The 23,481-nt window shown below is 61.1% G+C and carries 19 protein-coding genes; 11 read left to right on the top strand and 8 right to left on the bottom strand.

From position 1 onward, the window contains the following. Positions 1–206: 206 nt before the first annotated feature. Positions 207–407 (bottom strand): hypothetical protein, encoded by a 201-nt coding sequence (locus ACKZ62_RS21700; RefSeq protein ID WP_003172389.1) that lies wholly within the window; start codon positions 405–407, stop codon positions 207–209. A 569-nt stretch (positions 408–976) separates the two neighbouring features. Between ACKZ62_RS21700 and pcaR the strand changes: the two genes are divergently transcribed. The 11 genes from pcaR to pcaC all read left to right on the top strand — a co-directional run bounded on the left by pcaR (position 977) and on the right by pcaC (position 11,694). Continuing rightward, positions 977–1,819 (top strand): pca regulon transcriptional regulator PcaR, encoded by an 843-nt coding sequence (gene pcaR / locus ACKZ62_RS21695; RefSeq protein ID WP_032891554.1) that lies wholly within the window; start codon positions 977–979, stop codon positions 1,817–1,819. Positions 1,820–1,964: 145 nt separating this feature from the next. After that, positions 1,965–3,305: a 4-hydroxybenzoate transporter PcaK gene (locus ACKZ62_RS21690; protein WP_032891552.1), complete on the top strand. Its 1,341-nt coding sequence runs from the start codon at positions 1,965–1,967 to the stop codon at positions 3,303–3,305. Between the two features lie 191 nt (positions 3,306–3,496). Then, positions 3,497–4,354 (top strand): CoA transferase subunit A, encoded by an 858-nt coding sequence (locus ACKZ62_RS21685; protein WP_339480219.1) that lies wholly within the window; start codon positions 3,497–3,499, stop codon positions 4,352–4,354. Next, positions 4,354–5,133: a CoA-transferase subunit beta gene (locus ACKZ62_RS21680; protein WP_032891547.1), complete on the top strand. Its 780-nt coding sequence runs from the start codon at positions 4,354–4,356 to the stop codon at positions 5,131–5,133. Before ACKZ62_RS21685 ends, ACKZ62_RS21680 begins: the two co-directional genes overlap by 1 nt. Further along, positions 5,130–6,332, top strand: coding sequence for a 3-oxoadipyl-CoA thiolase (gene pcaF / locus ACKZ62_RS21675; protein WP_177326468.1), 1,203 nt, complete (start codon positions 5,130–5,132; stop codon positions 6,330–6,332). Before ACKZ62_RS21680 ends, pcaF begins: the two co-directional genes overlap by 4 nt. 17 nt (positions 6,333–6,349) lie before the next feature. Beyond that, positions 6,350–7,054 carry a protocatechuate 3,4-dioxygenase subunit beta gene (pcaH, locus tag ACKZ62_RS21670; protein ID WP_019817832.1) on the top strand — a complete coding sequence of 235 codons (705 nt, stop codon included), beginning with the start codon at positions 6,350–6,352 and terminating at the stop codon, positions 7,052–7,054. A gap of 1 nt (position 7,055) precedes the next feature. Next, positions 7,056–7,622 (top strand): protocatechuate 3,4-dioxygenase subunit alpha, encoded by a 567-nt coding sequence (gene pcaG / locus ACKZ62_RS21665; protein WP_095184039.1) that lies wholly within the window; start codon positions 7,056–7,058, stop codon positions 7,620–7,622. 190 nt (positions 7,623–7,812) lie between these two features. After that, positions 7,813–9,108: an MFS family transporter gene (locus ACKZ62_RS21660; protein ID WP_032891544.1), complete on the top strand. Its 1,296-nt coding sequence runs from the start codon at positions 7,813–7,815 to the stop codon at positions 9,106–9,108. A 10-nt stretch (positions 9,109–9,118) separates the two neighbouring features. Continuing rightward, positions 9,119–10,483: a 3-carboxy-cis,cis-muconate cycloisomerase gene (locus ACKZ62_RS21655; protein ID WP_032891543.1), complete on the top strand. Its 1,365-nt coding sequence runs from the start codon at positions 9,119–9,121 to the stop codon at positions 10,481–10,483. Positions 10,484–10,493: 10 nt separating this feature from the next. Next, the gene (pcaD, locus tag ACKZ62_RS21650) at positions 10,494–11,285 is read left to right on the top strand and encodes a 3-oxoadipate enol-lactonase (protein WP_122764891.1); all 792 of its coding nucleotides are present in this window, start codon (positions 10,494–10,496) and stop codon (positions 11,283–11,285) included. Between the two features lie 10 nt (positions 11,286–11,295). Then, the gene (gene pcaC / locus ACKZ62_RS21645) at positions 11,296–11,694 is read left to right on the top strand and encodes a 4-carboxymuconolactone decarboxylase (protein WP_032891541.1); all 399 of its coding nucleotides are present in this window, start codon (positions 11,296–11,298) and stop codon (positions 11,692–11,694) included. 133 nt (positions 11,695–11,827) lie between these two features. Here the strand turns inward: pcaC and ACKZ62_RS21640 are convergent, their stop codons facing one another. The 7 genes from ACKZ62_RS21640 to ACKZ62_RS21610 all read right to left on the bottom strand — a co-directional run bounded on the left by ACKZ62_RS21640 (position 11,828) and on the right by ACKZ62_RS21610 (position 23,475). Further along, the gene (locus ACKZ62_RS21640; protein ID WP_095184041.1) at positions 11,828–12,727 is read right to left on the bottom strand and encodes a polysaccharide deacetylase family protein; all 900 of its coding nucleotides are present in this window, start codon (positions 12,725–12,727) and stop codon (positions 11,828–11,830) included. Positions 12,728–12,811: 84 nt separating this feature from the next. Continuing rightward, positions 12,812–14,062: an OprD family porin gene (locus ACKZ62_RS21635; RefSeq protein ID WP_032891878.1), complete on the bottom strand. Its 1,251-nt coding sequence runs from the start codon at positions 14,060–14,062 to the stop codon at positions 12,812–12,814. Positions 14,063–14,215: 153 nt separating this feature from the next. After that, the gene (locus tag ACKZ62_RS21630; RefSeq protein ID WP_447095812.1) at positions 14,216–15,823 is read right to left on the bottom strand and encodes a J domain-containing protein; all 1,608 of its coding nucleotides are present in this window, start codon (positions 15,821–15,823) and stop codon (positions 14,216–14,218) included. A gap of 10 nt (positions 15,824–15,833) precedes the next feature. Continuing rightward, a complete protein-coding gene (locus ACKZ62_RS21625; protein ID WP_099601347.1) occupies positions 15,834–17,531 on the bottom strand; it encodes a molecular chaperone HscC in 1,698 nt (565 codons plus the stop codon). Between the two features lie 176 nt (positions 17,532–17,707). Next, positions 17,708–19,165, bottom strand: coding sequence for an AdeC/AdeK/OprM family multidrug efflux complex outer membrane factor (gene adeC / locus ACKZ62_RS21620; protein WP_447095811.1), 1,458 nt, complete (start codon positions 19,163–19,165; stop codon positions 17,708–17,710). Further along, positions 19,162–22,323 carry an efflux RND transporter permease subunit gene (locus ACKZ62_RS21615; protein WP_032888352.1) on the bottom strand — a complete coding sequence of 1,054 codons (3,162 nt, stop codon included), beginning with the start codon at positions 22,321–22,323 and terminating at the stop codon, positions 19,162–19,164. The genes adeC and ACKZ62_RS21615 overlap by 4 nt, the downstream gene beginning before the upstream one ends. A gap of 3 nt (positions 22,324–22,326) precedes the next feature. Next, positions 22,327–23,475 carry an efflux RND transporter periplasmic adaptor subunit gene (locus tag ACKZ62_RS21610; protein ID WP_032888349.1) on the bottom strand — a complete coding sequence of 383 codons (1,149 nt, stop codon included), beginning with the start codon at positions 23,473–23,475 and terminating at the stop codon, positions 22,327–22,329. Positions 23,476–23,481 lie beyond the last annotated feature (6 nt).

Raw genomic sequence — 23,481 nt, 5'->3', positions numbered from 1 at the left:
CGAAACCGGACGATCCCAGGGTTTTCGGGGCTTTAGCAAGTCTTTGATTTATAAAGTGCAGGGCTGAAAAGACACGGTTTTGTCACCGAATCGTCATCCTTGAAACATTTGTATGAAATTTTACTGGTGGGAGTGGGACTCAGGGTGCCCGACCGATGGCTAGCTGCCATCAGTCAGGGCCGAACCCTAGGCTCAATCCGAAGCGCTTATGGCTCTTCGGCTTTGAGTTCCTGTTCAATCTTTTGGATTTCCTGGGCAAATGCCTGGTCGAGCAGGCTGGCTCGCTTGCGCCATGGTTTGCGTTCAGGTTCAGGCTGGGCGGCGTAGGTGGTGACTTCCCCGCCGTAAACATCCTTGTAACGTTGCTCCTGGCGCTCAAGTTCCGCGCGCAGTTCATCTTTCGTCACATTGTTACCTAATTGAGTTGAGTGTAATTACGCTGCAGCGTTATGCCTGAATGTCGCCCTCGGATTGTTCAAAGTTGAGCAGTTGATGCGTTCAAGTTTGAACAACGGATACTGGAAACCGTTGGTTATGGCTGTCATTCAAAGCAGGTAGTTGCGACTGTCCATGCACTGCATGTGCCTGGCCTGGCGAGCTCTGGCCCCGAAAGTGAAACCGGGCTGACCTCCGCACAGGGTGCATTATAGCGGCGCATTTGAATAACACTATCGGCATAAAGTTGAAAAGCGTCAACTTTGTGTGAGCGTTTTGTTACACGCACACGTGAGTAGTTGCTGAGATTCTGGCGCCATAAATTCAACAAGCAACTAAAGGTTCAAGCCTTTCACCGTAACTTTACTTTGCCAAGGCGCCATCGCGAGACCGGTCGCTCAGGTACGCCCCAAATTGCGATAATCGCATGATCGTCCGATAATCGCCCAATGTTGCCGGCCCTGTCTTGTGCAGATCGGTCGGTGCGGCTTGTAATACCTGCCCAATCCCTGCGGTTGACAATAAGAGAAAGGAACCTGAGATGAACGATCAATTGCGCAACTCTTTCGCCTCAGTGGCGCCGCCGATCGTTGCCTCGCCGGCCAAGCGTATCCAGGCGTTTACCGGTGACCCGGATTTCATGACCTCCCTGGCCCGTGGCTTGGCCGTGGTGCAGGCATTCCAGGAGCGCAAACGTCATCTGACGATTGCCCAAATCAGCCATCGCACCGAAATTCCCCGCGCCGCTGTGCGTCGTTGCCTGCATACCCTGATCAAACTTGGCTACGCCACCACCGATGGGCGTACCTATTCCTTGTTGCCCAAAGTACTGACCCTCGGCCATGCCTACCTGTCGTCCACGCCATTGGCGGTGTCGGCCCAGCCTTATCTGGACCGCATGAGTGAACAACTGCACGAAGCCTGCAACATGGCGACCCTCGAAGGCGACGACATCCTCTATATCGCCCGTTCGGCCACCACCCAACGCCTGATTTCCGTGGACCTGTCGGTGGGCGGGCGTTTGCCGGCCTATTGCACGTCCATGGGCCGCATCCTGCTCGCGGCGCTGGACGACGCCTCGCTGCAGGATTACCTCGACCACGCGGACCTGCAAATCAAGACCAGCCGCACCCTCACCACCCCCGAAGCCTTGTTCGAATGCCTGCAACAAGTGCGTCAGCAGGGTTGGTGCATCGTCGACCAGGAACTGGAGCAAGGCCTGCGCTCCATCGCCGTGCCGGTGTATGACGCGTCTGGCCAAGTATTGGCGGCGCTCAACGTCAGTACCCATGCCGGACGCGTCAGCCGCAGCGAGCTGGAACAGCGCTTCCTGCCGAGCATGCTCAGCGCCAGCCGTGAGCTGAGTGCGCAGTTGTTTGCCTAAGGTGTTCGGTGACCGCACAGATCCCGGCTTGATCAATTGACGCTATTTCCTCCGGCTTATTACTGTGCGGCAGCGCTCTTAAGGGCGCCCCAATAATAATGACGACCCCAGGTCGTTGGCCCGCCCTCGGTGTGGAATAAAAATAATGAATCAGCCTTCTGTCGGTACCACGCTGGACGTGCAGTCCTTCATCAATACCCAGCCACTGTCACGCTATCAGTGGCGCGTGGTTATCCTGTGTTTCCTGATTGTCTTCCTTGATGGCCTCGACACCGCCGCCATGGGCTTTATTGCGCCTGCGCTGTCCCAGGACTGGGGCATCGACCGCGCCAGCCTTGGTCCGGTGATGAGCGCCGCGTTGATCGGCATGGTGTTCGGCGCGTTAGGTTCGGGCCCGCTGGCCGACCGTTTCGGTCGTAAAGTCGTGCTGGTCGGCGCGGTTTTGGTGTTTGGCGCGTTCAGCCTGGCTTCGGCCTACAGCAGCAACGTCGACCAGTTGCTGGTGCTGCGTTTCCTCACAGGGCTGGGCCTTGGAGCAGGCATGCCTAATGCCACCACGCTGCTGTCCGAGTACACCCCCGAGCGCCACAAGTCGCTGCTGGTGACCAGCATGTTCTGTGGTTTCAATCTGGGTATGGCCGGTGGCGGGTTTATCTCGGCCAAGCTGATCCCGGCGTTCGGCTGGCACGCGTTGTTGATGATCGGCGGCATCCTGCCGCTGATCCTGGTGGTGGTGCTGCTGCTCTGGCTGCCGGAGTCGGCGCGTTACTTGGTGGTGCGCAACCGCGGCACCGATAAGGTGCGCAAAACCTTGTCACCCATCGAGCCCAACATCGTCGCCCAGGCCACCGCCTTCAGTGTGCCCGAACAAAAAACCGTCAAGGCCCGCAACGTGTTCGCGGTGATCTTCTCCGGCACTTATAGCGCCGGGACCTTGCTGCTGTGGCTCACCTACTTCATGGGCCTGGTGATCGTGTACTTGCTCACCAGTTGGTTGCCGACGCTGATGCGTGACAGTGGCGCGAGCATGGAGCAGGCCGCGTTTATTGGCGCGTTGTTCCAGTTCGGTGGGGTGTTAAGCGCCGTCGGCGTGGGCTGGGCGATGGACAGGTTCAATCCCCACAAAGTCATCGGCATCTTTTACCTGCTGGCCGGGGTGTTTGCCTACGCGGTAGGTCAGAGCCTGGGCAATATCACCGTGCTGGCGACGTTGGTGCTGATCGCCGGAATGTGCGTCAACGGCGCGCAATCGGCGATGCCGTCCCTGGCGGCGCGCTTTTATCCGACCCAAGGCCGCGCCACCGGCGTGTCGTGGATGCTCGGCATCGGCCGCTTCGGCGCGATCCTCGGCGCCTGGATGGGCGCCACCTTGCTGGGCCTGGGCTGGAACTTTGAGCAGGTGCTCACCGCCCTGGTGATCCCGGCCGCTGTGGCCACGACGGCGGTGGTGATCAAGGGCATGGTCAGCCATGCGGATGCCACCTGAGCTTGGCAGGTTTCTAAGCTGTGAGAGGGCAAGCCCCCTCTCACACCAGAAGATTAGCTAGACAACAATATGTTCGATAATCGAACGCTGAGTCGATTATCGGATTGTTTGGCCCATTTCCCCGGCTTAATCTTCAAGCACTTCGGCGCCACCTCAGCGCCTTTTTCGATCAACACCGGGAGCCCAACCCCATGGCTGAAATTCTCACCCTGCGTGATGCGGTCAAGCGTTTCGTGAACGACGGCGATACCGTCGCTCTCGAAGGCTTCACCCACCTGATCCCTACCGCCGCAGGCCATGAAATCATTCGTCAGGGCAAGAAAGACCTGACGCTGGTGCGTATGACGCCTGACCTGATCTACGACCAGTTGATCGGTGCCGGCTGCGCACGCAAGCTGATTTTCTCCTGGGGCGGCAACCCGGGCGTGGGCTCCCTGCATCGCCTGCGTGACGCGGTCGAGAAGCAATGGCCGCAACCGTTGGAAATCGAAGAACACAGCCACGCCGACCTGGCCAATGCCTACGTCGCCGGCGCCTCTGGCCTGCCGTTCGCGGTACTGCGTGCCTACGCCGGTTCCGACCTGCCCAAAGTCAACCCATTGATCAAAAGCGTGACATGCCCGTTCACCGGCGAAGTGCTGGCGGCGGTGCCGTCGGTGCGTCCGGACATCACGGTGATCCACGCGCAAAAGGCCGACCGCAAGGGCAATGTGCTGCTCTGGGGGATTCTCGGTGTGCAGAAAGAAGCGGCGTTGGCGTCCAAGCGTTGCATCGTCACCGTGGAAGAAATTGTCGACGACCTGAATGCACCGATGAACAGCTGCGTGTTGCCCACCTGGGCCCTGACTGCTGTGTGCCACGTACCCGGCGGCGCGCATCCGTCCTACGCCCACGGTTACAACGAGCGCGACAACCGCTTCTACCAGGCGTGGGATCCGATTGCCCGCGACCGTGGGACGTTTACCGCCTGGATCGACGAATACATCCACGGCACTGCCGATTTCAGTGAATACCAGGCCAAGTTGGCCACCGCGCAGGAGGCCAAGTAATGGCTTACTCGACCAATGAAATGATGACCGTCGCCGCCGCGCGCCGCCTCAAGAACGGCTCGGTGTGCTTTGTCGGCATCGGCCTGCCATCCAAAGCGGCCAACCTGGCGCGCCTGACCTCATCGCCCGATGTGGTGTTGATCTACGAGTCCGGCCCGATTGGCGCCAAGCCCTCGGTACTGCCGCTGTCCATTGGTGATGGCGAACTGGCGGAAACCGCTGACACCGTGGTGCCAACCGGTGAGATTTTTCGCTACTGGCTGCAAGGCGGACGTATCGACGTGGGCTTTCTCGGTGCAGCTCAAGTCGACCGTTTCGGCAACATCAACACCACCGTGGTCGGTGACTATCACCAGCCCAAAGTACGCCTGCCGGGTGCCGGTGGCGCGCCGGAGATCGCTGGCTCCGCCAAGAGCGTACTGATTATCCTCAAGCAGTCGTCCCGTTCGTTTGTGGACAAGCTGGACTTCATTACCTCAGTCGGCCACGGCGAGGGCGGCGATTCACGTAAACGCCTGGGCCTGCCGGGTGCCGGTCCTGTCGGAATCATTACCGACCTGTGCATCATGGAGCCGGAAGAGGGCACCCATGAATTCGTGGTCACCGCGCTGCACCCTGGCGTGACGCGCGAGCAAGTGGTGGCCGCTACCGGTTGGGCGATTCGCTTTGCCGACCAAGTCAGCACCACCGCCGAGCCGACCGAGGTCGAGTTGACCGCCCTGCGTGACCTCGAAGCCCGCACCGCTGCCGCCCACGGCCAAGCACCGGGAGAAGCCTGATGCGCGACGTATTTATCTGTGACGCCATTCGCACCCCCATCGGCCGCTTTGGCGGTGGCCTGTCCACCGTACGCGCCGATGACCTAGCGGCATTGCCGATCAAGGCGTTGATGGAGCGCAATCCGTCGGTGGACTGGAGCGCGGTGGATGAGGTGTTCCTCGGCTGCGCCAACCAGGCCGGTGAAGACAACCGCAACGTCGCCCGCATGGCGCTGTTGCTGGCGGGTCTGCCGGAAAGCATTCCGGGCGTGACCCTTAACCGTTTGTGCGCCTCGGGCATGGACGCCATTGGCACCGCCTTTCGCGCCATCGCCAGCGGCGAAATGGAGCTGACGATTGCCGGGGGCGTTGAGTCGATGTCCCGTGCGCCGTTCGTGATGGGCAAGGCTGACGCGGCGTTTTCGCGCAACATGAAGCTGGAAGACACCACCATCGGCTGGCGCTTTATCAACCCATTGATGAAAGCCCAGTACGGCGTGGACGCGATGCCGCAGACCGCCGATAACGTCGCCGATGATTATCAGGTTTCACGTGCTGATCAGGACGCCTTCGCCCTGCGCAGTCAGCAACGCACGGCGGCCGCTCAGGCTGCGGGCTTTTTTGCCGAAGAAATCGTGCCGGTAAGGGTTGCCCATAAAAAAGGCGAAACCGTGGTTGAGCACGATGAGCATCCACGAGACACCACCCTGGAAGCCCTGACCAAACTCAAGCCGGTCAACGGCCCTGACAAGACCGTCACCGCCGGTAATGCTTCAGGTGTGAACGATGGTGCGGCGGCGCTGATTCTGGCGTCCGCCGAAGCGGTCAAGAAACACGGCCTGACGGCGCGTGCCCGCGTGTTGGGCATGGCCAGCGCCGGTGTCGCCCCGCGTGTGATGGGCATCGGTCCGGTGCCAGCGGTGCGCAAGCTGGTGGAACGCCTGGGGTTGGCGGTCACCGACTTTGACGTGATCGAACTCAACGAAGCTTTCGCCAGCCAAGGCCTGGCGGTACTGCGCGAATTGGGTATTGCCGACGACGCGCCCCAGGTCAATCCGAACGGCGGCGCCATCGCCCTCGGTCATCCGTTGGGCATGAGCGGTGCGCGGTTGGTACTGACAGCCCTGCATCAGTTGGAAAAAACCGGTGGCCGTAAAGGCCTGGCGACCATGTGTGTCGGCGTCGGCCAAGGGTTGGCCCTGGCGATTGAACGCATCTAATAAGAGAGGATTGCTCCATGAGTGACAAGCCCGGTTACCGGCGCCCGCAAGCGGGCACCCAACCTGATTACCTGCACCCGGCCTACCAGTCGACGAACTTGCGCTCGCCGTCACAGCCGTTGGTGTTCCTGCCCCATTCCTTGTCGGAAATCACCGGCCCGACCATCGGCGCCGAGCGGATCAACGAGAAAGACAACGACCTCACGGCCCAGCATGAAGGCGAGCCCCAGGGCGAACGCATCATCATCCATGGGCGTGTACTGGACGAAAACGGTTTGCCGGTGCCAGGCATTCTGGTGGAGATCTGGCAGGCCAACGCCGCCGGCCGCTACAACCACAAGCGTGACCTGCACGACGCGCCGCTGGACCCGAACTTCACCGGCACCGGCCGTACCGTCACCGACGCGGATGGCTGGTATCAGTTCCAGACCATCAAGCCCGGCGCTTACCCATGGGGCAATCACCACAACGCGTGGCGCCCGGCGCATATCCACTTTTCGCTGTTCGGCCCCAGCGTGCTGACGCGCTTGGTCACGCAGATGTATTTCCCTGGCGACCCGCTGCTGGAATACGACCCGATATACAACTGTGTGCCGGACACTTCGGCCAAGCAGCGCCTGATCGCCAGTTTCGACCTGGAAAAAACCATTCCTTCCTATGCCCTCGGCTACCGCTGGGACATCGTCCTGCGCGGCCGCGACGCCACGCCGATGGAGAAATGAGATGAGCCTTTACGCAACCACGTCCCACACCGTCGGGCCGTACTACCACATTGGCCTGACCTGGCTGAACCGCGAAGACCTGACCGTCGCCGCCACCCTTGGTGAGCGCGTGGCGATCAGCGGGCAAGTGGTGGATGGCAACGGTGATGTGGTCAACGACGCCATGCTCGAAGTCTGGCAGGCCAACGCCGCCGGCAAATACGACCACCCGGAAGATGACCAGGACAAGGCCGTCGATCCCAACTTCGAGGGTTTCGGTCGGGTGCCGGTGGACGCCGAAGGACGTTTTCGCTTTACCACCATCAAGCCGGGCAGCGTGCCGGGCCTGAAGGGCACGACCCAGGCGCCGCATTTGGTGGTGCTGGTGTTTGCCCGTGGCTTGGTGAAGCACTTGCTCACGCGGATTTATTTTGACGGTGAGGCGTTGAATGGGGATGACGCGTTGCTGGCGTGCGTGCCTGCCGAACGTCGTGGCACCTTGATTGCCAAGCAGGATGCTGACGGTGTGTATCAGTGGAATGTGATTTTGCAGGGGACAGATAAGGAGACGGTGTTCTTCGACTACTGAGTCCCTTGTCAGGGATCCATAGGGGGGCGAGCCCCTTCCCACATTTGTTAGGCGGCGCGCTCAAAATGTGGGAGGGGGCTTGCCCCCGATGAGGCCAGTTCAGGAGATCCCTATCCAAATGTCTGCTTGCGGAACATGGTTATTGCAAAGTATGTCTAGGCTATAACCGTTCCCACTGAGTGAAAAAATCATGACAACAGCCACCAGTCACTACACCGGAGAAGAGCGCAGCAAACGGATCTTTGCGATTGTCGGTGCCTCCTCCGGCAACCTGGTCGAATGGTTCGACTTCTACGTCTACGCCTTCTGCGCTATCTACTTCGCCCCCGCATTTTTCCCGTCGGACGATCCCACGGTGCAACTGCTCAACACCGCCGGTGTATTCGCCGCCGGGTTCCTGATGCGCCCCATCGGCGGCTGGCTGTTCGGCCGGGTCGCTGACAAGCACGGGCGCAAAAATTCGATGATGATTTCGGTGCTGATGATGTGCGCCGGTTCGTTGGTCATCGCCTTCCTGCCCACTTACAAAGACATCGGCGCCTGGGCCCCGGCATTGCTGCTGGTGGCGCGGTTGTTCCAGGGCTTGTCGGTGGGTGGCGAGTACGGCACCACCGCGACCTACATGAGTGAAGTCGCACTCAAAGGCCAGCGCGGCTTCTTCGCCTCGTTCCAGTACGTCACCCTGATCGGCGGGCAACTGCTGGCGGTGTTGGTGGTGGTGATCCTGCAACAGATCCTCACTGAAGAAGAACTGCGCGCCTGGGGCTGGCGGATTCCGTTCGTGATCGGTGCGATTGCGGCGGTGATCTCCCTGTTGCTGCGGCGCACCCTCAAGGAAACCACCAGCAAGGAAACCCGCCAGGACAAGGACGCCGGCAGCGTCGCCGCGCTGTTTCGCAATCACAAAGCGGCCTTCATCACCGTGCTCGGCTACACCGCGGGCGGCTCGCTGATTTTCTACACCTTCACCACCTACATGCAGAAGTACCTGGTGAACACCGCCGGGATGCACGCCAAGACCGCCAGCTACATCATGACCGGCGCGCTGTTTGTGTACATGTGCATGCAGCCGCTGTTCGGCATGCTCTCGGACAAGATCGGCCGACGTAACTCGATGCTCTGGTTCGGCGCCCTCGGTACCCTCTGCACGGTGCCGATCCTGCTGACCCTGAAAACCGTGACAAGCCCGTTCCTGGCCTTTGTACTGATTTCCCTGGCGTTGGCTATCGTGAGTTTCTACACCTCGATCAGCGGCCTGGTGAAAGCGGAAATGTTCCCGCCGCACGTACGTGCCCTGGGTGTGGGCCTGGCTTACGCAGTGGCTAACGCGATCTTCGGTGGCTCGGCGGAATACGTGGCCTTGGGACTCAAATCCATGGGCATGGAAAACACTTTTTATTGGTACGTCACCGGCATGATGGCCGTGGCCTTCCTGTTCAGCTTGCGTCTGCCGAAACAGGCGGAGTACTTGCACCACGATTTGTAAGGGACGTGTTATGACACTGCGCACGAGCAACCAACTGTTCGACGCCTACTTCACCGCTGACAGCATGGCCGAGGTGTTCTGCGACGAGGGGCGCTTGCAGGGCATGCTGGATTTCGAAGCCGGCCTGGCCCGGGCGCAAGCTCAGGTCGGGTTGATCCCGCCGTCGGCCATCGCACCAATTGCCCAGGCGTGCCTGGCGTCGCTGTATGACATGGACGCCCTCGGCGTGGCGATTGCCTCGGCCGGGAACTCGGCGATTCCATTGGTGAAGGCCTTGGGCAAGTTGATAGCCAGTGAAGATGCCGGTGCCGAGCGCTACGTGCATCTGGGGGCGACGAGCCAGGACGTGATGGACACCGGCCTGGTGCTGCAACTGCGGCGTGCACTGCTGTTGATCGAAACCGACCTGGCCCGCTTGGGCGATGTGCTTGCCGCCCAAGCCCAGCGTTACGCGGTGACGCCGTTGGCCGGGCGCACTTGGTTGCAGCACGCCACGCCGGTCACGCTGGGGATGAAAATCGCCGGTTGGCTGGGCGCTGTGACGCGCAGCCGCCAGCGCTTGGCGGAGTTGAAACCGCGCTTGCTGGTGCTGCAATTTGGCGGCGCCTCCGGAACCCTCGCGGCGTTGGGTGAACAGGCGATGCCCGTGGCCGAGGCCTTGGCGGCCCAGTTACAACTGAGCCTGCCCGAACAGCCCTGGCACACTCAGCGAGATCGTCTGGTGGAGTTCGCCAGCGTGCTGGGTTTGATCGCGGGCAGTCTCGGCAAGCTGGGCCGGGACATCAGCCTGTTGATGCAGACTGAAGCGGCGGAAGTGTTCGAACCGTCGGCGCCGGGCAAGGGCGGCTCGTCCACCATGCCCCATAAACGCAACCCGGTAGGCGCTGCGGTGCTGATCAGTGCGGCTACGCGCGTGCCTGGGTTGGTCTCGACGATGTTCAGCGCCATGCCCCAGGAGCACGAGCGCAGCCTGGGACTATGGCATGCGGAATGGGAAACCTTGCCGGAGATTTGCCGGTTGGTGTCCGGTGCCTTGCAACAGGCGCTACTGGTGAGCGAAGGGTTGGAAGTCGACCCCGAGCGCATGAAGCAGAACCTCGACCTGACCCAAGGCCTGGTACTGGCCGAAGCCGTCAGCATTGTGCTTGCCCAACGCCTTGGCCGCGAAACCGCGCACCATCTGCTGGAGCAGTGCTGCAAGCGTGCGGTCGCCGAGGGGCGCCATCTGCGCGCGGTATTGGCGGACGAACCGCAGATCACTGCTGAGTTATCTGCGGCCGAACTGGATCGACTGCTCGACCCTGCCCACTATCTGGGCCAGGCCCATACCTGGGTCACGCGTGCTGTCACCGAACATTTTGAACTGACTGCCTGAGGAGGCCCCCATGCCATTTGTACAACTCGCCGAGGGCGACCTGCATTACCAACTGGATGGGCCGGTGGACGCGCCGGTACTGGTGCTGTCCAACTCGTTGGGCACCGACCTGCATATGTGGGACATCCAGATCCAGGCCTTCACCGAGCATTTTCGCGTGTTGCGTTTCGATACCCGTGGCCACGGCAAATCCCTGGTTACCGAAGGGCCCTACAGCATCGAGCAACTCGGCCGTGATGTGCTGGCGCTGTTGGACGCACTGGATATTCAACGTGCGCATTTTTGCGGGCTGTCCATGGGTGGCTTGATCGGCCAATGGCTCGGCATCCACGCCGGTGGCCGCCTGAACCGCCTTGTGCTGTGCAACACCGCCGCCAAGATCGGCACGCTGGAGATCTGGAACCCACGCATCGAGATGGTGTTGCGCGATGGCGCGGCGGCGATGGTCGCCTTGCGCGATGCCTCCATTGCACGCTGGTTTACCGCCGACTTTGCAGCGGCGAACCCCCATCAGGCCCAGCAGATCACTGACATGCTCGCGTCCACGTCACCCCAAGGTTACGCGGCCAGCTGCGGCGCCGTGCGTGATGCGGATTTCCGTGAGCAACTGCGCTCGATCAAAGTGCCGACGCTGGTGATTGCGGGCACCGAAGATGCCGTCACACCGCCGGCCGGTAGCCACTTTATCCAGAATCATGTGCAGGGGGCCGAGTACGCTGAGTTCTACGCGGCGCACCTGTCCAACGTTCAGGCCGGCGCTGCATTCAGCGACCGCGTGATTGAATTTTTGCTGGCCCGTTGAGGAGCTGTTTGTGGAAGAGAAACAACGTTATGCCGAGGGCCTGCAAGTACGCCGCGAAGTGCTGGGCGATGCCCATGTCGACCGCAGCCTAAATGCCCTGACCGAGTTCAACAGCGAGTTTCAGGAAATGATCACCCGCCACGCCTGGGGTGATATCTGGACCCGTCCTGGCCTGCCTCGGCACACTCGTAGCCTGATCACGATTGCGATGCTGATCGGCATGAACCGCGCCGAAGAGCTCAAGTTGCATCTGCGCGCGGCTGCCAGCAATGGCGTGACCCGTGCCGAGATCAAGGAAGTGCTGATGCAGAGCGCGATCTACTGCGGTATCCCGGCGGCGAATGCCACCTTTCACCTGGCAGAGTCGGTGTGGGATGAATTGGGTGTTGAGTCCCGGCAACCAGAGTAGATTTGAAACGCGGTCGAAATGTGGGAGGGGGCTTGCTCCCGATAGCGGTGGTGCAGTCTCAATAACTCTGACTGATCCACCGCCATCGGGAGCAAGCCCCCTCCCACATTTTTGCTTTTCACACGGCTTAAGGTCAGTGGGAGTCGGCGTCCCACACCCAATTCCACACGCCCGGTAAATGCACTTCCTCACTGACAGCCTTCACGGTGCGTGACAGCGCTGCCCGTTCGAGTGCGCCACGGTCGGTGTAGAACGGCTCGGCGGCGGTCTTCATGCCGGTGACCTGGGCACTGTCCAGCAGGATCTGCAGGTATTCCTGCATATGCCGCGCGGTGTAGCGGTTGATGTCGTGGAAGGTCACCACCACCGGTATCACGCCGTCCACTGTCGGTAACTCCCCCAGCGCGATGCGTTCGCGCACGACCGACAGTTGTCGATACAGGTTGGCGCGGCGGCGTGGGCTGCCGTTGAAACCCCAGATCTTGCCGTCATTTGCGCTCAAGTCGGTCAGCAGAACGTGCATGCCATGGCGCTGGTAAGCGGCGAAGGTGCGGCGGTCGTAGTTCCAGAACGGCGGACGGACCAATACCGGTGGTGCGCCGGTGATCGAGGCGATATCGGCAGAACCCTGGGCCAGGGTGCTATCCAGTTCGGCGTTGTTCAGCCAGCGGTGGTTGGTATGGAACGCCGTGGCCGTGTGAAACGCCAGAATATGACCGCCCGCGTACTCACGCTCCATGGTCTTGCGACCCCGTGAACTGCCGCCCGAACGGGCCGCTTCGGTCTGTAAAAAAAACACGGCCTTGATTCCCGGCAACACCGGGTTGTGCGCCAGGTCGGCCACCACCGAACGGCTCGGGTTGTTGTAACCCGAGGCGCTGGGGCCGTCATCGAAGGTCAGCAGAAAACGGATCGGCGCCTGTGCTTGCAGGCGCTGTTCGGTCTGGGGCGTCAGGGCGATAGGCGCGCCGATGCAGCCACTGAGGCTCACGGCCAGGGCCAGCACGGCGGATGCGATGGCGAAGGATTTCATGGTGTGCGCGGGCTCGAAAAAGAGGCCGCTGCTGGGCGGATCAGCAGCGGCAGGCGCGCACGATACAGTAAGTGCCGCGCCGGATTACAGCAGACTTATCGGGTAACTGACGATCAACCGGTTTTCGTCAAACTCGTTGTTGCTGTAGTCGCGGCGCATGCTCGAATTGCGCCAGCGCATCGTCAGGTTTTTCAGGCTGCCACTTTGCACGGTGTAGCCCAATTCACTTTCGCGACCCCATTCCTTACCGTCAGTGATGGTGCCTGTGTGTACGTTGCTGCCGCTGATATAGCGGTTCATCAGCGTCAGCCCCGGCACACCGACGGCGGCGAAGTTGTAGTCGTGGCGCAGTTGCCAGGATTTTTCCTGAGCGTTGTCGTAGCTGGAGTTGTAGCTATCGTTGGCCAAGGTGCCGCCGCTGGTGCCGTTGACGCGCATCCAGGCGTTGTTGCCGGTGAGTTTTTGCAGGCCGACATAGAACGTGTTGCCGCCGTACTTGGCGGAGAACAGGCCGGACCAGGTCTTGTTGTCCAAGTCGCCTGCGCGGGCGCTGCCGTCATCCTTGCCGTAGAAGAACCCAAGGTTGGCGCCCAGGGTCCAGTCACCGAGTGGCTGGCTGTGGGTCAGGTTGACGTATTGTTGGCTATAGATGTCCTTGAGCTGGGCATTCCAGAGGCCGACCTGGGTGCGTTTGTCGTTGAACGCGTATTCGCCGCCCTGGAAGTTGAAGCGGTCCGAAGTGAAAGCGGTTTTGCCGACCATCGACATGTCCGACATGCTGCTGTCGTCGCGCGGGCTGTTGGCGCGGAACTGGCCGCCGTACAGTGTCAGGCCGTCGATTTCCTTGGACGTTATCTGCCCGCCGCGCAGGGTTTGCGGTAGGGAGCGGCCGTCATCCGAACGCAGGATCGGTAGCACAGGCATCCATTCGCCGACCTTTACTTCTGTCTTCGAAATACGCGCTTTGAACGCAACGCCGAGACGCCCGAATTCATCCGCCGGCCGGCCGTCATGATCCAGCGGCAGCAACTGCGTACCGCCAGTACCGCGCCCGCCATCAAGCTTCAACGAGTACAGCCCCAGCACATCCACACCGAACCCCACCGTGCCTTGGGTGAAGCCGGACTTGGCGTCGAGGATGAAACTCTGCGTCCACTCCTGCGCGCCGCCCTGGGTTTTGGTTGGGTTGGTGAAATTGCGGTTGATAAAGAAATTACGCAGGTTGAGGTTGGCGCTGGCGTCTTCCAGGAAACCGTGTTCTTCGGCGACGACGGGAAGGGCAAGGCTGGCGACAGCGGTGGCCAGCAAAAGCTGGCGAGGACGGAACGTGCTCATGGCGTTGGACCTGTTGTTATTGGGGTTGTGCAGGTGGCGGCCATGGTGCGGGGCGGTGCGGGAGGGGTTCAATCGGGGGCGGGCGGGTTGTGGGCGATGATCGAACGCAAGTTACCGGGCCTCCCTTTGCCAGGGAGGCGTCGGTTCAATGGCTCAGAGGAAGTAGAGCAGGCTCGTCCACGGGATCTCTGGCAAGTACCTCTGGCAGAGTAGGGTGATCGCTGCCATCACGGCCAGGAAAGCCACCTGCAGCGGACTCCAGTGCGCCCAATGCAAGCCGCTTACCCAAGGGTAAAAGTGCTCGACATACTCATTCACTTTGCCGATACGCCTGCGGTGAAACAGATGTATGCCGATCATTCCCACGTACGTCAGCATGCCCATCACGCCCAGCAGTAAGCCGAACATCAGCAGCATGCCCACTTGAGGAATGCCGTGGCGCAGCACCAGCCAGTGTTGATGAGGGTTGAACCGTGACGGCAGCAGGCGCTTGCTGAGCCACAGGTCCTGGACGATCAGGTGTGATGTCAAGACAGCCCACAACTGAGTGCCACGGATGCCGATAATGGCCGGAGCAAAGGTCAGTATCACCACAATGACGGCGTCGCTGAGCCTATCCATTTTTGTATGTGGGGAAACGGCCAAGGCGGCTGCCAGCGCCAGGCCACCCCATACCCGTATCCAACTTTGATGGGAGACCGGCCTGGGGAGGAATTCTCGCCAAAAAAATACATTGGCCTGGGGAAGCCGCTCAACCAACTGCGGGTAGCGCCAGGCCAGAACTTCGGCCAGATGCTGGCAGGCGTTCCAGGCATTACTGTCGAAGCTCTGCGTCATCTGTTTTTGTTGCGTCGCCGACATTGGCGTGAGCAACAGGCGCGCCGCCATGGCGTCGGCGGATTTCCATGTCGTGTCCCGGGCCTTGTCTTGCAGGTTGGCGTAGAAGCTTTCCTGTTCGCAACGCGACACCAATTCGCGCCACATCCACGCCGGTTCCGGGTAGACGCCTTTCTGGTCGTCCCAACCGAATGCCTGGCACACGCGCTCGAACAGCGGCACGCTCCATTGGGTGTCATGCAACAGGTGCAGGACGATGCGCTGCCACTGCTGTTGCAGGTCGAACACCTGCAGCCAGGGTTGGTCGTTGTACTGCGTGAGCTGGGTGATGAATTCGCGCTCGGCCTTTTGCTCCAGCAGTTCCTGCAGGGTGCGGCGGTAGTCTTGCAGCAGCTCGCCGGTCAGCGCTTCGTATTGCCAGGACGTCATTGCCACCTGCTGCCAGGGGGTCAGCCATTCCAGGTGTTGCGCGGCCCAACCGGCGATGGCGCTGCGTTCGCCCGGTGCTTCGAAGCAATGGCGCAACAGGCCGGCCTGGAACGCATCGGTGCAGCCCTGTCGCTGAGCCTGGGCCCAGCGTTCATCAAGGTTACGCGCGTTGAGGCCATTGAGCAGTGCCTGGGCTGGGGCTGTTGTGAGTGGCTCGAAGGGCGCAGGGCTGACGGGGCTGAGGTCCATCAGTTCGGTCAGGTCATTCAGGTTTCCGTAGACCGCTTCGGCCACGGGCGCCTGGACGTGTTCTTCCTCTTCGTTATCAGCCCGCCAGCGTACTTCACTCAGCGCTTGTTCATAGGCTTCGCGCAGGCGCTGGAAGCCTTTGGCATCGTCATCCGGGCGACAGTTTTTCAGCATCCGCGCATAGCTGCGCTTGATGGCACGTTCGTCGGCGTCTTCCGGCAGTTGCAGCACGCTCCAGCAATCCATGAGTGTGCCCTCAGCGCCAGAACCCGTTGTCGAGCTGCTCAAGTTGCCGGGTCAGTTCGCTGCGGGCCTCGCGGATGCGGCGTTCGTCCTGGGTGTCGAGTATCTGCTGGAACTGTGCGGCCCAGTGGCCGAGTTGCTCACGCAGCTCGCCGAGGTTTTCCTGGTAGAGCCGTTCGAGGCGCGCGGTGAGCACGGTGTTGACCTGCTGGTCGCGCGGGTGAACTTTCAGCTGCGCCAGGGCTTGCAGGCGTTGCTGGATTTCCTGTGGGCTGAGTACGCCGGGGTTGTTTTCGATCACCAGCGAGTGCTGCTCGCCGGTCAGGGGGATGCTCACCTGGGCTTCCAGCAGGCCGTTGTTGTCGTAGGTGAAGCGTACGTCCAGCGAGACTTCACCGGCCTTGCGCTTGGGTACCGCGATGTCCAGTTGGCCCAGTTCGATGTTGTCTTTCACCAGACGGCTTTCGCCCTGGTAGATCTTCAGCAGCACCTGGCTCTGGTTGTCGTGCAGCGTCACCACGCTTTTGACCCGGCTCACCGGTACGCTGCTGTTGCGTTCGATCAACGGCAGGTAATGGCCGCTTTCGATATGGCCGCCGTACTGGTTCGAGGTTTCGATGCCCAGGGTGTAGGGGCACACGTCGGTCAGAACGACTTCTTCAAGCGCAGCGGAACGGGCTTTGAGCGCGGCCTGGATCGCGGCGCCGTGGGCGACCACTTGGTCGGGGTCGAGGCTGATCGACGGGAAGCGCCCGAACAATCCGGCGGCGAGTTTGCGCACCAGCGGCATGCGCGTGGTACCGCCCACCAGCAGGATTTCATCGAGGTCGCTGACGCGAATCCGTGCATCGCGCAGGGCGCGTTCAATCGGTGCGCGCAGGCGTTCCAGCAGCGGTGTGTAGAGCTTGGCCATTTCCTGTTGAGTGATGGTCTGCACCCACTGTTGGCCATCGACCCGCAGAGCGAACTCGGCGCTGTCGTCCTGGCCCAGGGCTTTGCGCACACGTTCGGCTTCGCGGCGCAGGGCCTGCAGTACGCTGTTGGTGGGCGGGAAACCGTCGGCATTCCGCTGGCTGTCGACGAAGTGTTCCAGCAGCAGGGTGTCGAAGTCTTCGCCACCGAGGAAGTTGTCGCCGGCACTGGCACGTACTTCCATTACGCCGTCGAACAGTTCGATGATCGACACGTCAAAGGTGCCGCCGCCTAGGTCGAAGACCAGGAATGACGTCTCTTTGTCGCGCTGGTGCAGGCCGTAGGCGAGGGCGGCGGCGGTGGGTTCGTTGATCAGTTTTTCAACATTGAGCCCCGCCAATTCACCGGCGATGCGCGTGGCTTTGCGCTGACCATCGCTGAAGTAGGCGGGCACGCTGATGACGGCTTCGGTGACGGGGTGGCCGTAGGTACGTTCGATATCTTCCTTGAGGCTCTTGAGTACCAGCGCCGAGAGTTCTTCGGGGCGGAACGAGCGATCACCCAGACGCACTTCAGTGGCGCTGCCCATGTAGCGCTTGAACAGCGAAGTCGTCAGGTGCGGGTGGGTGTGCAGGCGCTCTTTGGCGGCCTGGCCTACCAGGACACGGCCTTGATCATCCAGCCCGACCACGCTTGGGGTCAACAACTGGCCAAGGGCATTGGGCACCAGTTCAGCGGCATCCCCACGCCAGACGGCCGCGAGGCTGTTGGTGGTTCCCAGGTCGATTCCTACGATCATTACGACAAGCTCCCTCTGTGGTCTGTAAGAATCTGTGACCAATTTTAGCCTGAAAGGTTGTCGGGAAAGCAAGGCGAGAGGATGTTCTGTGGTGAGGGGGGTGAGCCCGTTCACAATAACGGCGGGCATAAAAAAACCGCTTCCGATGAGGGAAGCGGTTTTTCACAGCGCCATTGTCAGAACAACTTCAACGCCGGTGCTTCTTCTTTCAACGGCTCATTCTTCGCCGTCTGCTCGTTCCAGCCGCCGCCGAGAGCCTTGTACAGGTTGACCTCGCTGGTCAGCTGCGCCAGGCGGTCGGTGATCAGCGATTGCTGGGCACTGAACAGTTGGCGTTGTGCGTCGAGGAAGGTCAGGTTGCTGTCGACACCAATGCGGTAGCGACGCTCAGCCAGGCGGTAGTAATCCTGGTTGGCCCCGACGAAGCCACGCTGGGCATCCAGTTGCTGCTTGTAGGTCTCACGGGCGGCGAGGCCGTCGGAGACTTCCTGGAAGCCGGTCTGGATGGCTTTCTCGTAGTTCGCCACGTTGATCTCTTTCTGGATCTTCGAGTAGTCCAGGCTTGCGCGCAGGCTACCAGCGTTGAAGATCGGGATGTTGATCTGCGGTGCAAACGACCAGGTGCCCGAACCGCCTTTGAACAGACCGCCCAGGGTCGGGCTTGCGGTGCCCGCACTGGCCGTCAGGGTGATGCTCGGGAAGAACGCTGCACGGGCCGCGCCGATGTTGGCGTTGGCCGCCTTGAGGTTGTACTCGGCCTGCACGATATCGGGACGACGTTGCAGCAGGTCCGATGGCAACCCGGCCGGCACGTCGCTGAGCAGGTCATCCGACAGTGGCTTGCTGGCGATATTCGCCGGCAGGCCGGTGCCCAGCAGCAGGGTCAGGTTGTTTTCGTCCTGGGCCACCTGGCGGGTATAACGCGCCAGTTGCACGCGGGCGTTTTCCACCGACGTGCGGGCCTGGCTGAGATCGAGGGCCGAGGCCACGCCGACTTCGTTGCTGCGCGAGGTCAGTTTGAAGCTCTGCTCGAACGCGCCCAGGGTGTCCTGGGTGAGCTTGAGCAGTTCCTTGTCGGCCTGCCAGGTCAGGTAGGCATTGGCCACACTGGCCACCAGGCTGATCTGGGTGCTGCGCCGCGCTTCTTCGGTGGCGAAGTACTTCTGCAGCGCTTCTTCACTCAGGCTGCGGACACGGCCGAACAGGTCCAGCTCGTAGGAACTGATCCCCAAGCCAGCCGAGTACTGGCTGGCAATGGTCGCTTCACCGGTCTGCGACAGCTTGGCCGGCGTACGCGAACGGCTGCCGCTGCCCGTGGCCGATACGGCCGGGAACAGATCGGCGCGCTGGATCTGGTACTGCGCGGCATAGGCATCGATGTTCAGGGCAGCAACGCGCAAGTCACGGTTGTTTTCCAGCGCAGTCTTGATCAGCTGTTGCAGGGCAGGGTCATGGAAAAACTGCCTCCAGCCCTGCTCGGCAGCGGCTTGGTTCGGCGCCTGGGCCGGCGAATACGCGGGCCCCTGCGGGAACTGTGCCGCCACCGGCGCTTCGGGGCGCTGGTAGTCAGGTATCAGCGAGCAGCCACTGAGCACGAAGGCGGTGACGGCTAGGGAAAGTAGCGACTTGCTCATTGGCCAGCCTCTTTAGGAGTTTGCTTAGGTTCAGTCTTTTTACGCTCGCCCGCGGCGGACACGGTTGCAAAGAACAGTGGCACCCAGAAGATCGCCAGGACAGTGGCCGTGATCATACCGCCAATTACGCCGGTACCGATCGCGTGCTGGCTGCCTGAACCGGCGCCCGAGGAGATCGCCAGCGGCAGTACGCCGAGGACGAACGCCATGGAGGTCATGATGATCGGACGCAAGCGCATACGCGATGCTTCGATGGCGGACTCGACAATGCCTTTGCCTTGTTCGTGGAGCTCTTTGGCGAACTCCACGATCAGGATGGCGTTCTTCGCCGCCAGACCCACCGTCACTAGCAAGCCCACCTGGAAGAACACGTCGTTGGACAAGCCGCGCATGCTGGTGGCGATCAACGCACCCACCACGCCGAGCGGAACCACCAGGATCACTGCGATCGGGATCGACCAGCTTTCGTACAGTGCCGCGAGGCACAGGAACACCACCAGCAGCGACAGCGCATACAACGCCGGCGCCTGGGAGCCGGAGAGGCGTTCTTCATACGACAGGCCCGTCCAGGCGTAGCCCACGCCCGCTGGCAATTGCTTAGCGATGCGTTCGACTTCGGCCATGGCGTCACCGGTACTGTAACCCGGTGCCGGCGTACCGAGGATTTCCATCGCCGCCACACCGTTGTAACGCGAGAGTTTTGGCGAACCGAAGATCCACTTGCCCGAGGCGATGGACGACAACGGCACCATCTTCCCGGAGTCGCTGCGCACGAACCATTTGTTCAGGTCTTCCGGGGACATCCGGCTGGCGGCTTCACCTTGCACGTACACCTTCTTCACCCGACCGCGGTCGATGAAGTCGTTGACGTAGCTACCACCCAAGGCAATCGCCAGGGTCTGGTTGATGCTCGACAGGGTGATGCCTTGGGCACTGGCCCTTTCGTCGTCAACGGTGAGTTCGTACTGCGGCTCATCGTTCACGCCGTTAGGGCGCACACCTGCCAGGATCTTGCTTTGTGCTGCCATACCCAGGAACTGGTTACGTGCCGCCATCAGTTTGTCATGGCCGACACCGCCTTGGTCTTGCAGGAACACGTCGAAGCCGGTGGCGTTACCCAGTTCCAGTACAGACGGCGGAACGATGGCGAATACCATGGCGTCCTTGAAGGTCTGCATGAAGTAGCCCTGGGCGCGCTTGGCGATCTCGAATACCGAGGTGGAAGCATCACGCTCGCCCCACGGTTTGAGCATCACGAAGGCCAGGCCCGAACTCTGGCCACGACCGGCGAAGTTGAAGCCGTTCACGGTAAACACCGATTTCACGCCTTTGCCTTCGCCCGGCTCGCCTTCCTTGTCGTTGAGAAGGAACGCGCGCATATCGTCGATGACTTTTTGCGTCCGTTCAGCCGAAGAGCCGACTGGCGTCTGCACCTGGGCAAAGATCACGCCCTGGTCTTCATCGGGCAGGAACGCAGCAGGGATGCGCATGAACAGCCAGATCATGCCGGCGATGATCAGCGCGTACACCAGGAACGCCGGGATCTTGTGCTTGATCATGTTGCCCACGCCGCGCTCGTAGCTCAGTACGCCACGGTCGAAGGTGCGGTTGAACCAGCCGAAGAAACCACGCTTGGGTTGGCCGTGCTTCTCGGGGTCGATCGGCTTGAGCATGGTGGCGCACAAGGCCGGGGTGAAGATCAGGGCTACCAGTACCGACAGCGCCATCGCCGAGACAATGGTGATGGAGAACTGTTTGTAGATCACACCGGTGGAGCCACCGAAGAACGCCATCGGCAACAGTACCGCCGACAGTACGAGGGCAATACCCACCAGGGCGCCTTGGATCTGGCCCATGGATTTGATCGTCGCGTCTTTCGGCGATAAGTGCTCCTCGGCCATTACCCGCTCAACGTTTTCGACCACCACGATGGCATCGTCCACCAGCAAGCCGATGGCCAGGATCATGCCGAACATGGTCAGGGTGTTGATGGTGAAGCCAAACGCGGCCAGGATCCCGAAGGTACCCAGCAATACCACCGGCACCGTCATGGTGGTGATGATGGTGGCGCGGAAGTTCTGCAGGAACAGGAACATCACCAGGAACACCAGCACGATCGCTTCGACCAGGGTGTCGACGACACCGGAGATCGATTCGGTCACTACAGGCGTGGTGTCATAGGGCACCACGGCCTTCATGCCAGGCGGGAAGAACGGTTCGAGCGACGCCACGGTGGCGCGGATGGCTTTGCCGGTGTCCAGCGCGTTGGCGCCCGAGGCCAGCTTGATCGCCATACCCGAAGCGGGCTTGCCGTTGAACTGCGCAGCAATGCTGTAGTTCTGGCCACCCAGCTCAATACGGGCGACATCCTTCAGGCGTACCTGTGAACCATCGGTATTGACCTTCATCAGGATATTGCCGAACTGCTCGGCCGTCTGCAGGCGGGTCTTGCCGATGATCGTGGCGTTCAACTGGGTGCCGGGCAGGGCAGGCAGGCCGCCCAGTTGGCCGGTGGCCACCTGTACGTTCTGTGCGGAAATCGCCGTGCTGACATCCACCGGCGTAAGCTGGTAATTGTTCAGCTTTGCCGGGTCAAGCCATATACGCATGGCGTACTGCGAACCGAACACCTGGAAGTCACCCACACCAGCGGTCCGTGAAATCGGGTCCTGGATGTTCGAGACGATGTAGTTGGAGAGGTCGTCCTTGGTCATGCTGCCGTCTTCCGACACCAGACCGATTACCATCAGGAAGTTCTTCACCGACTTGGTCACGCGGATACCCTGCTGCTGCACTTCTTGCGGCAGCAGTGGGGTCGCCAGGTTCAGCTTGTTCTGCACCTGAACCTGGGCGATGTCCGGGTTAGTGCCCTGGTTGAACGTCACGGTAATCGTCATGCTGCCGTCGGAGTTACTGTCCGAGGAAACATAACGCAGGTTGTCGATACCGTTGAGCTGTTGCTCGATGACCTGTACCACGGTGTCCTGCACGGTTTGTGCGGACGCGCCTGGGTAGGTCACCTGAATATCAATGGCGGTCGGCGCAATGGCTGGATACTGGTTGATGGGCAACTTCATGATCGAAAGTGCCCCGACCAGCATGATCACCAGGGCAATTACCCAGGCGAAAATGGGACGGTCGATAAAAAATTTCGACATGGATTACTCCCCTTTGCCAGCAGCGGCAGCAGGAGCAGCAGCGGAACCTGCGGGCTTGGCGTTGTCAGCGTCCTTGACCTTGACCTCAGCGCCCGGCTTGACGTACTGCAGCCCTTCGGTGATCAGGCGGTCCCCGGCGTTCAGGCCTTTTTCCACCAGCCAGTAGGCGCCGGCGGTGCGGTTGGCCACCAGTTCACGCTGCTCGACCTTGTTGTCGGCGTTGACGATCAGCGCTGTTGGAATACCCCTGAGATCACGGGTCACGCCTTGCTGCGGTGCCAGGATGGCCTTGCTGTTCACACCGGCTTGCAATTGGGCGTGTACGAACATGCCCGGCAGCAGGGTGTGGTCAGGGTTAGGGAACACTGCGCGCAGGGTGACCGAGCCGGTGGTCTGGTCGACCGAGACTTCGGAGAACTCCAGCTTGCCGTCCTGGCCGTAATCGCTGCCGTCTTCCAGGGTCAACTTGACCTTGGCGGCATTCGCACCGGCTTTTTCCAGCTGGCCGCTTTCCAAGTCGCGGCGCAGTTTCAGCATTTCAGCCGACGACTGTGTGACGTCGACGTAGATCGGGTCCAGTTGCTGAATCACGGCCATCGCATCGGCCTGGCCATTGCTGACCAGCGCGCCTTCGGTGACGGCAGAACGGCCGATACGCCCGGAAATCGGCGCGTACACCTTGGTGTAGCGCACATTGATCTGGGCGGTTTGAACGTTTGCTTCGGCAGTCATGCGGTTCGCGACGGCGGTGTCGTATTCCTGACGGCTGACGGCTTGTTCATCAACCAACTGCTTGTAGCGATCGGTGATGGACTTGGTCTGGGTCAGCGTGGCTTGTGCGCTTTTCAGGGTGGCCTCATAGACCGACGGATCGATCTGATACAGCTGCTGGCCTTCCTTCACGTCGGCGCCTTCTTTGTACAGACGCTTGAGGATAATGCCGTTGACCTGAGGGCGAACTTCCGCGATGCGGTAGGCGGTGGTGCGGCCTGGTAGCTCGGATGTCAGAGTAAAGGCTTGCGGTTGAAGGGTGACCACGCCGACCTGAGGGATTTGAGCGGGCGGAGCCGCTTCTTCCTTTTTACATCCGCTGAGCAGCGATGCCAGGGCGACGGCAGTGACCAGAGCGGTAACAGCTGGCTTAAGTTGCATGAAGAT

Source organism: Pseudomonas sivasensis (assembly GCF_052938085.1).
This window is presented reverse-complemented; position numbering and strand designations above follow the sequence as displayed.

Bases quoted from the DNA above. Each gene is read 5' to 3' on its own strand.
- pcaR (WP_032891554.1), top strand. From the start codon at position 977: ATGAACGATCAATTGCGCAACTCTTTCGCCTCAGTGGCGCCGCCGATC.
- ACKZ62_RS21690 (WP_032891552.1), top strand. From the start codon at position 1,965: ATGAATCAGCCTTCTGTCGGTACCACGCTGGACGTGCAGTCCTTCATC.
- ACKZ62_RS21685 (WP_339480219.1), top strand. From the start codon at position 3,497: ATGGCTGAAATTCTCACCCTGCGTGATGCGGTCAAGCGTTTCGTGAAC.
- ACKZ62_RS21680 (WP_032891547.1), top strand. From the start codon at position 4,354: ATGGCTTACTCGACCAATGAAATGATGACCGTCGCCGCCGCGCGCCGC.
- pcaH (WP_019817832.1), top strand. From the start codon at position 6,350: ATGAGTGACAAGCCCGGTTACCGGCGCCCGCAAGCGGGCACCCAACCT.
- pcaG (WP_095184039.1), top strand. From the start codon at position 7,056: ATGAGCCTTTACGCAACCACGTCCCACACCGTCGGGCCGTACTACCAC.
- ACKZ62_RS21660 (WP_032891544.1), top strand. From the start codon at position 7,813: ATGACAACAGCCACCAGTCACTACACCGGAGAAGAGCGCAGCAAACGG.
- ACKZ62_RS21655 (WP_032891543.1), top strand. From the start codon at position 9,119: ATGACACTGCGCACGAGCAACCAACTGTTCGACGCCTACTTCACCGCT.
- pcaD (WP_122764891.1), top strand. From the start codon at position 10,494: ATGCCATTTGTACAACTCGCCGAGGGCGACCTGCATTACCAACTGGAT.
- ACKZ62_RS21640 (WP_095184041.1), bottom strand. From the start codon at position 12,727: ATGAAATCCTTCGCCATCGCATCCGCCGTGCTGGCCCTGGCCGTGAGC.
- ACKZ62_RS21635 (WP_032891878.1), bottom strand. From the start codon at position 14,062: ATGAGCACGTTCCGTCCTCGCCAGCTTTTGCTGGCCACCGCTGTCGCC.
- ACKZ62_RS21630 (WP_447095812.1), bottom strand. From the start codon at position 15,823: ATGGATTGCTGGAGCGTGCTGCAACTGCCGGAAGACGCCGACGAACGT.
- ACKZ62_RS21625 (WP_099601347.1), bottom strand. From the start codon at position 17,531: ATGATCGTAGGAATCGACCTGGGAACCACCAACAGCCTCGCGGCCGTC.
- adeC (WP_447095811.1), bottom strand. From the start codon at position 19,165: ATGAGCAAGTCGCTACTTTCCCTAGCCGTCACCGCCTTCGTGCTCAGT.
- ACKZ62_RS21615 (WP_032888352.1), bottom strand. From the start codon at position 22,323: ATGTCGAAATTTTTTATCGACCGTCCCATTTTCGCCTGGGTAATTGCC.
- ACKZ62_RS21610 (WP_032888349.1), bottom strand. From the start codon at position 23,475: ATGCAACTTAAGCCAGCTGTTACCGCTCTGGTCACTGCCGTCGCCCTG.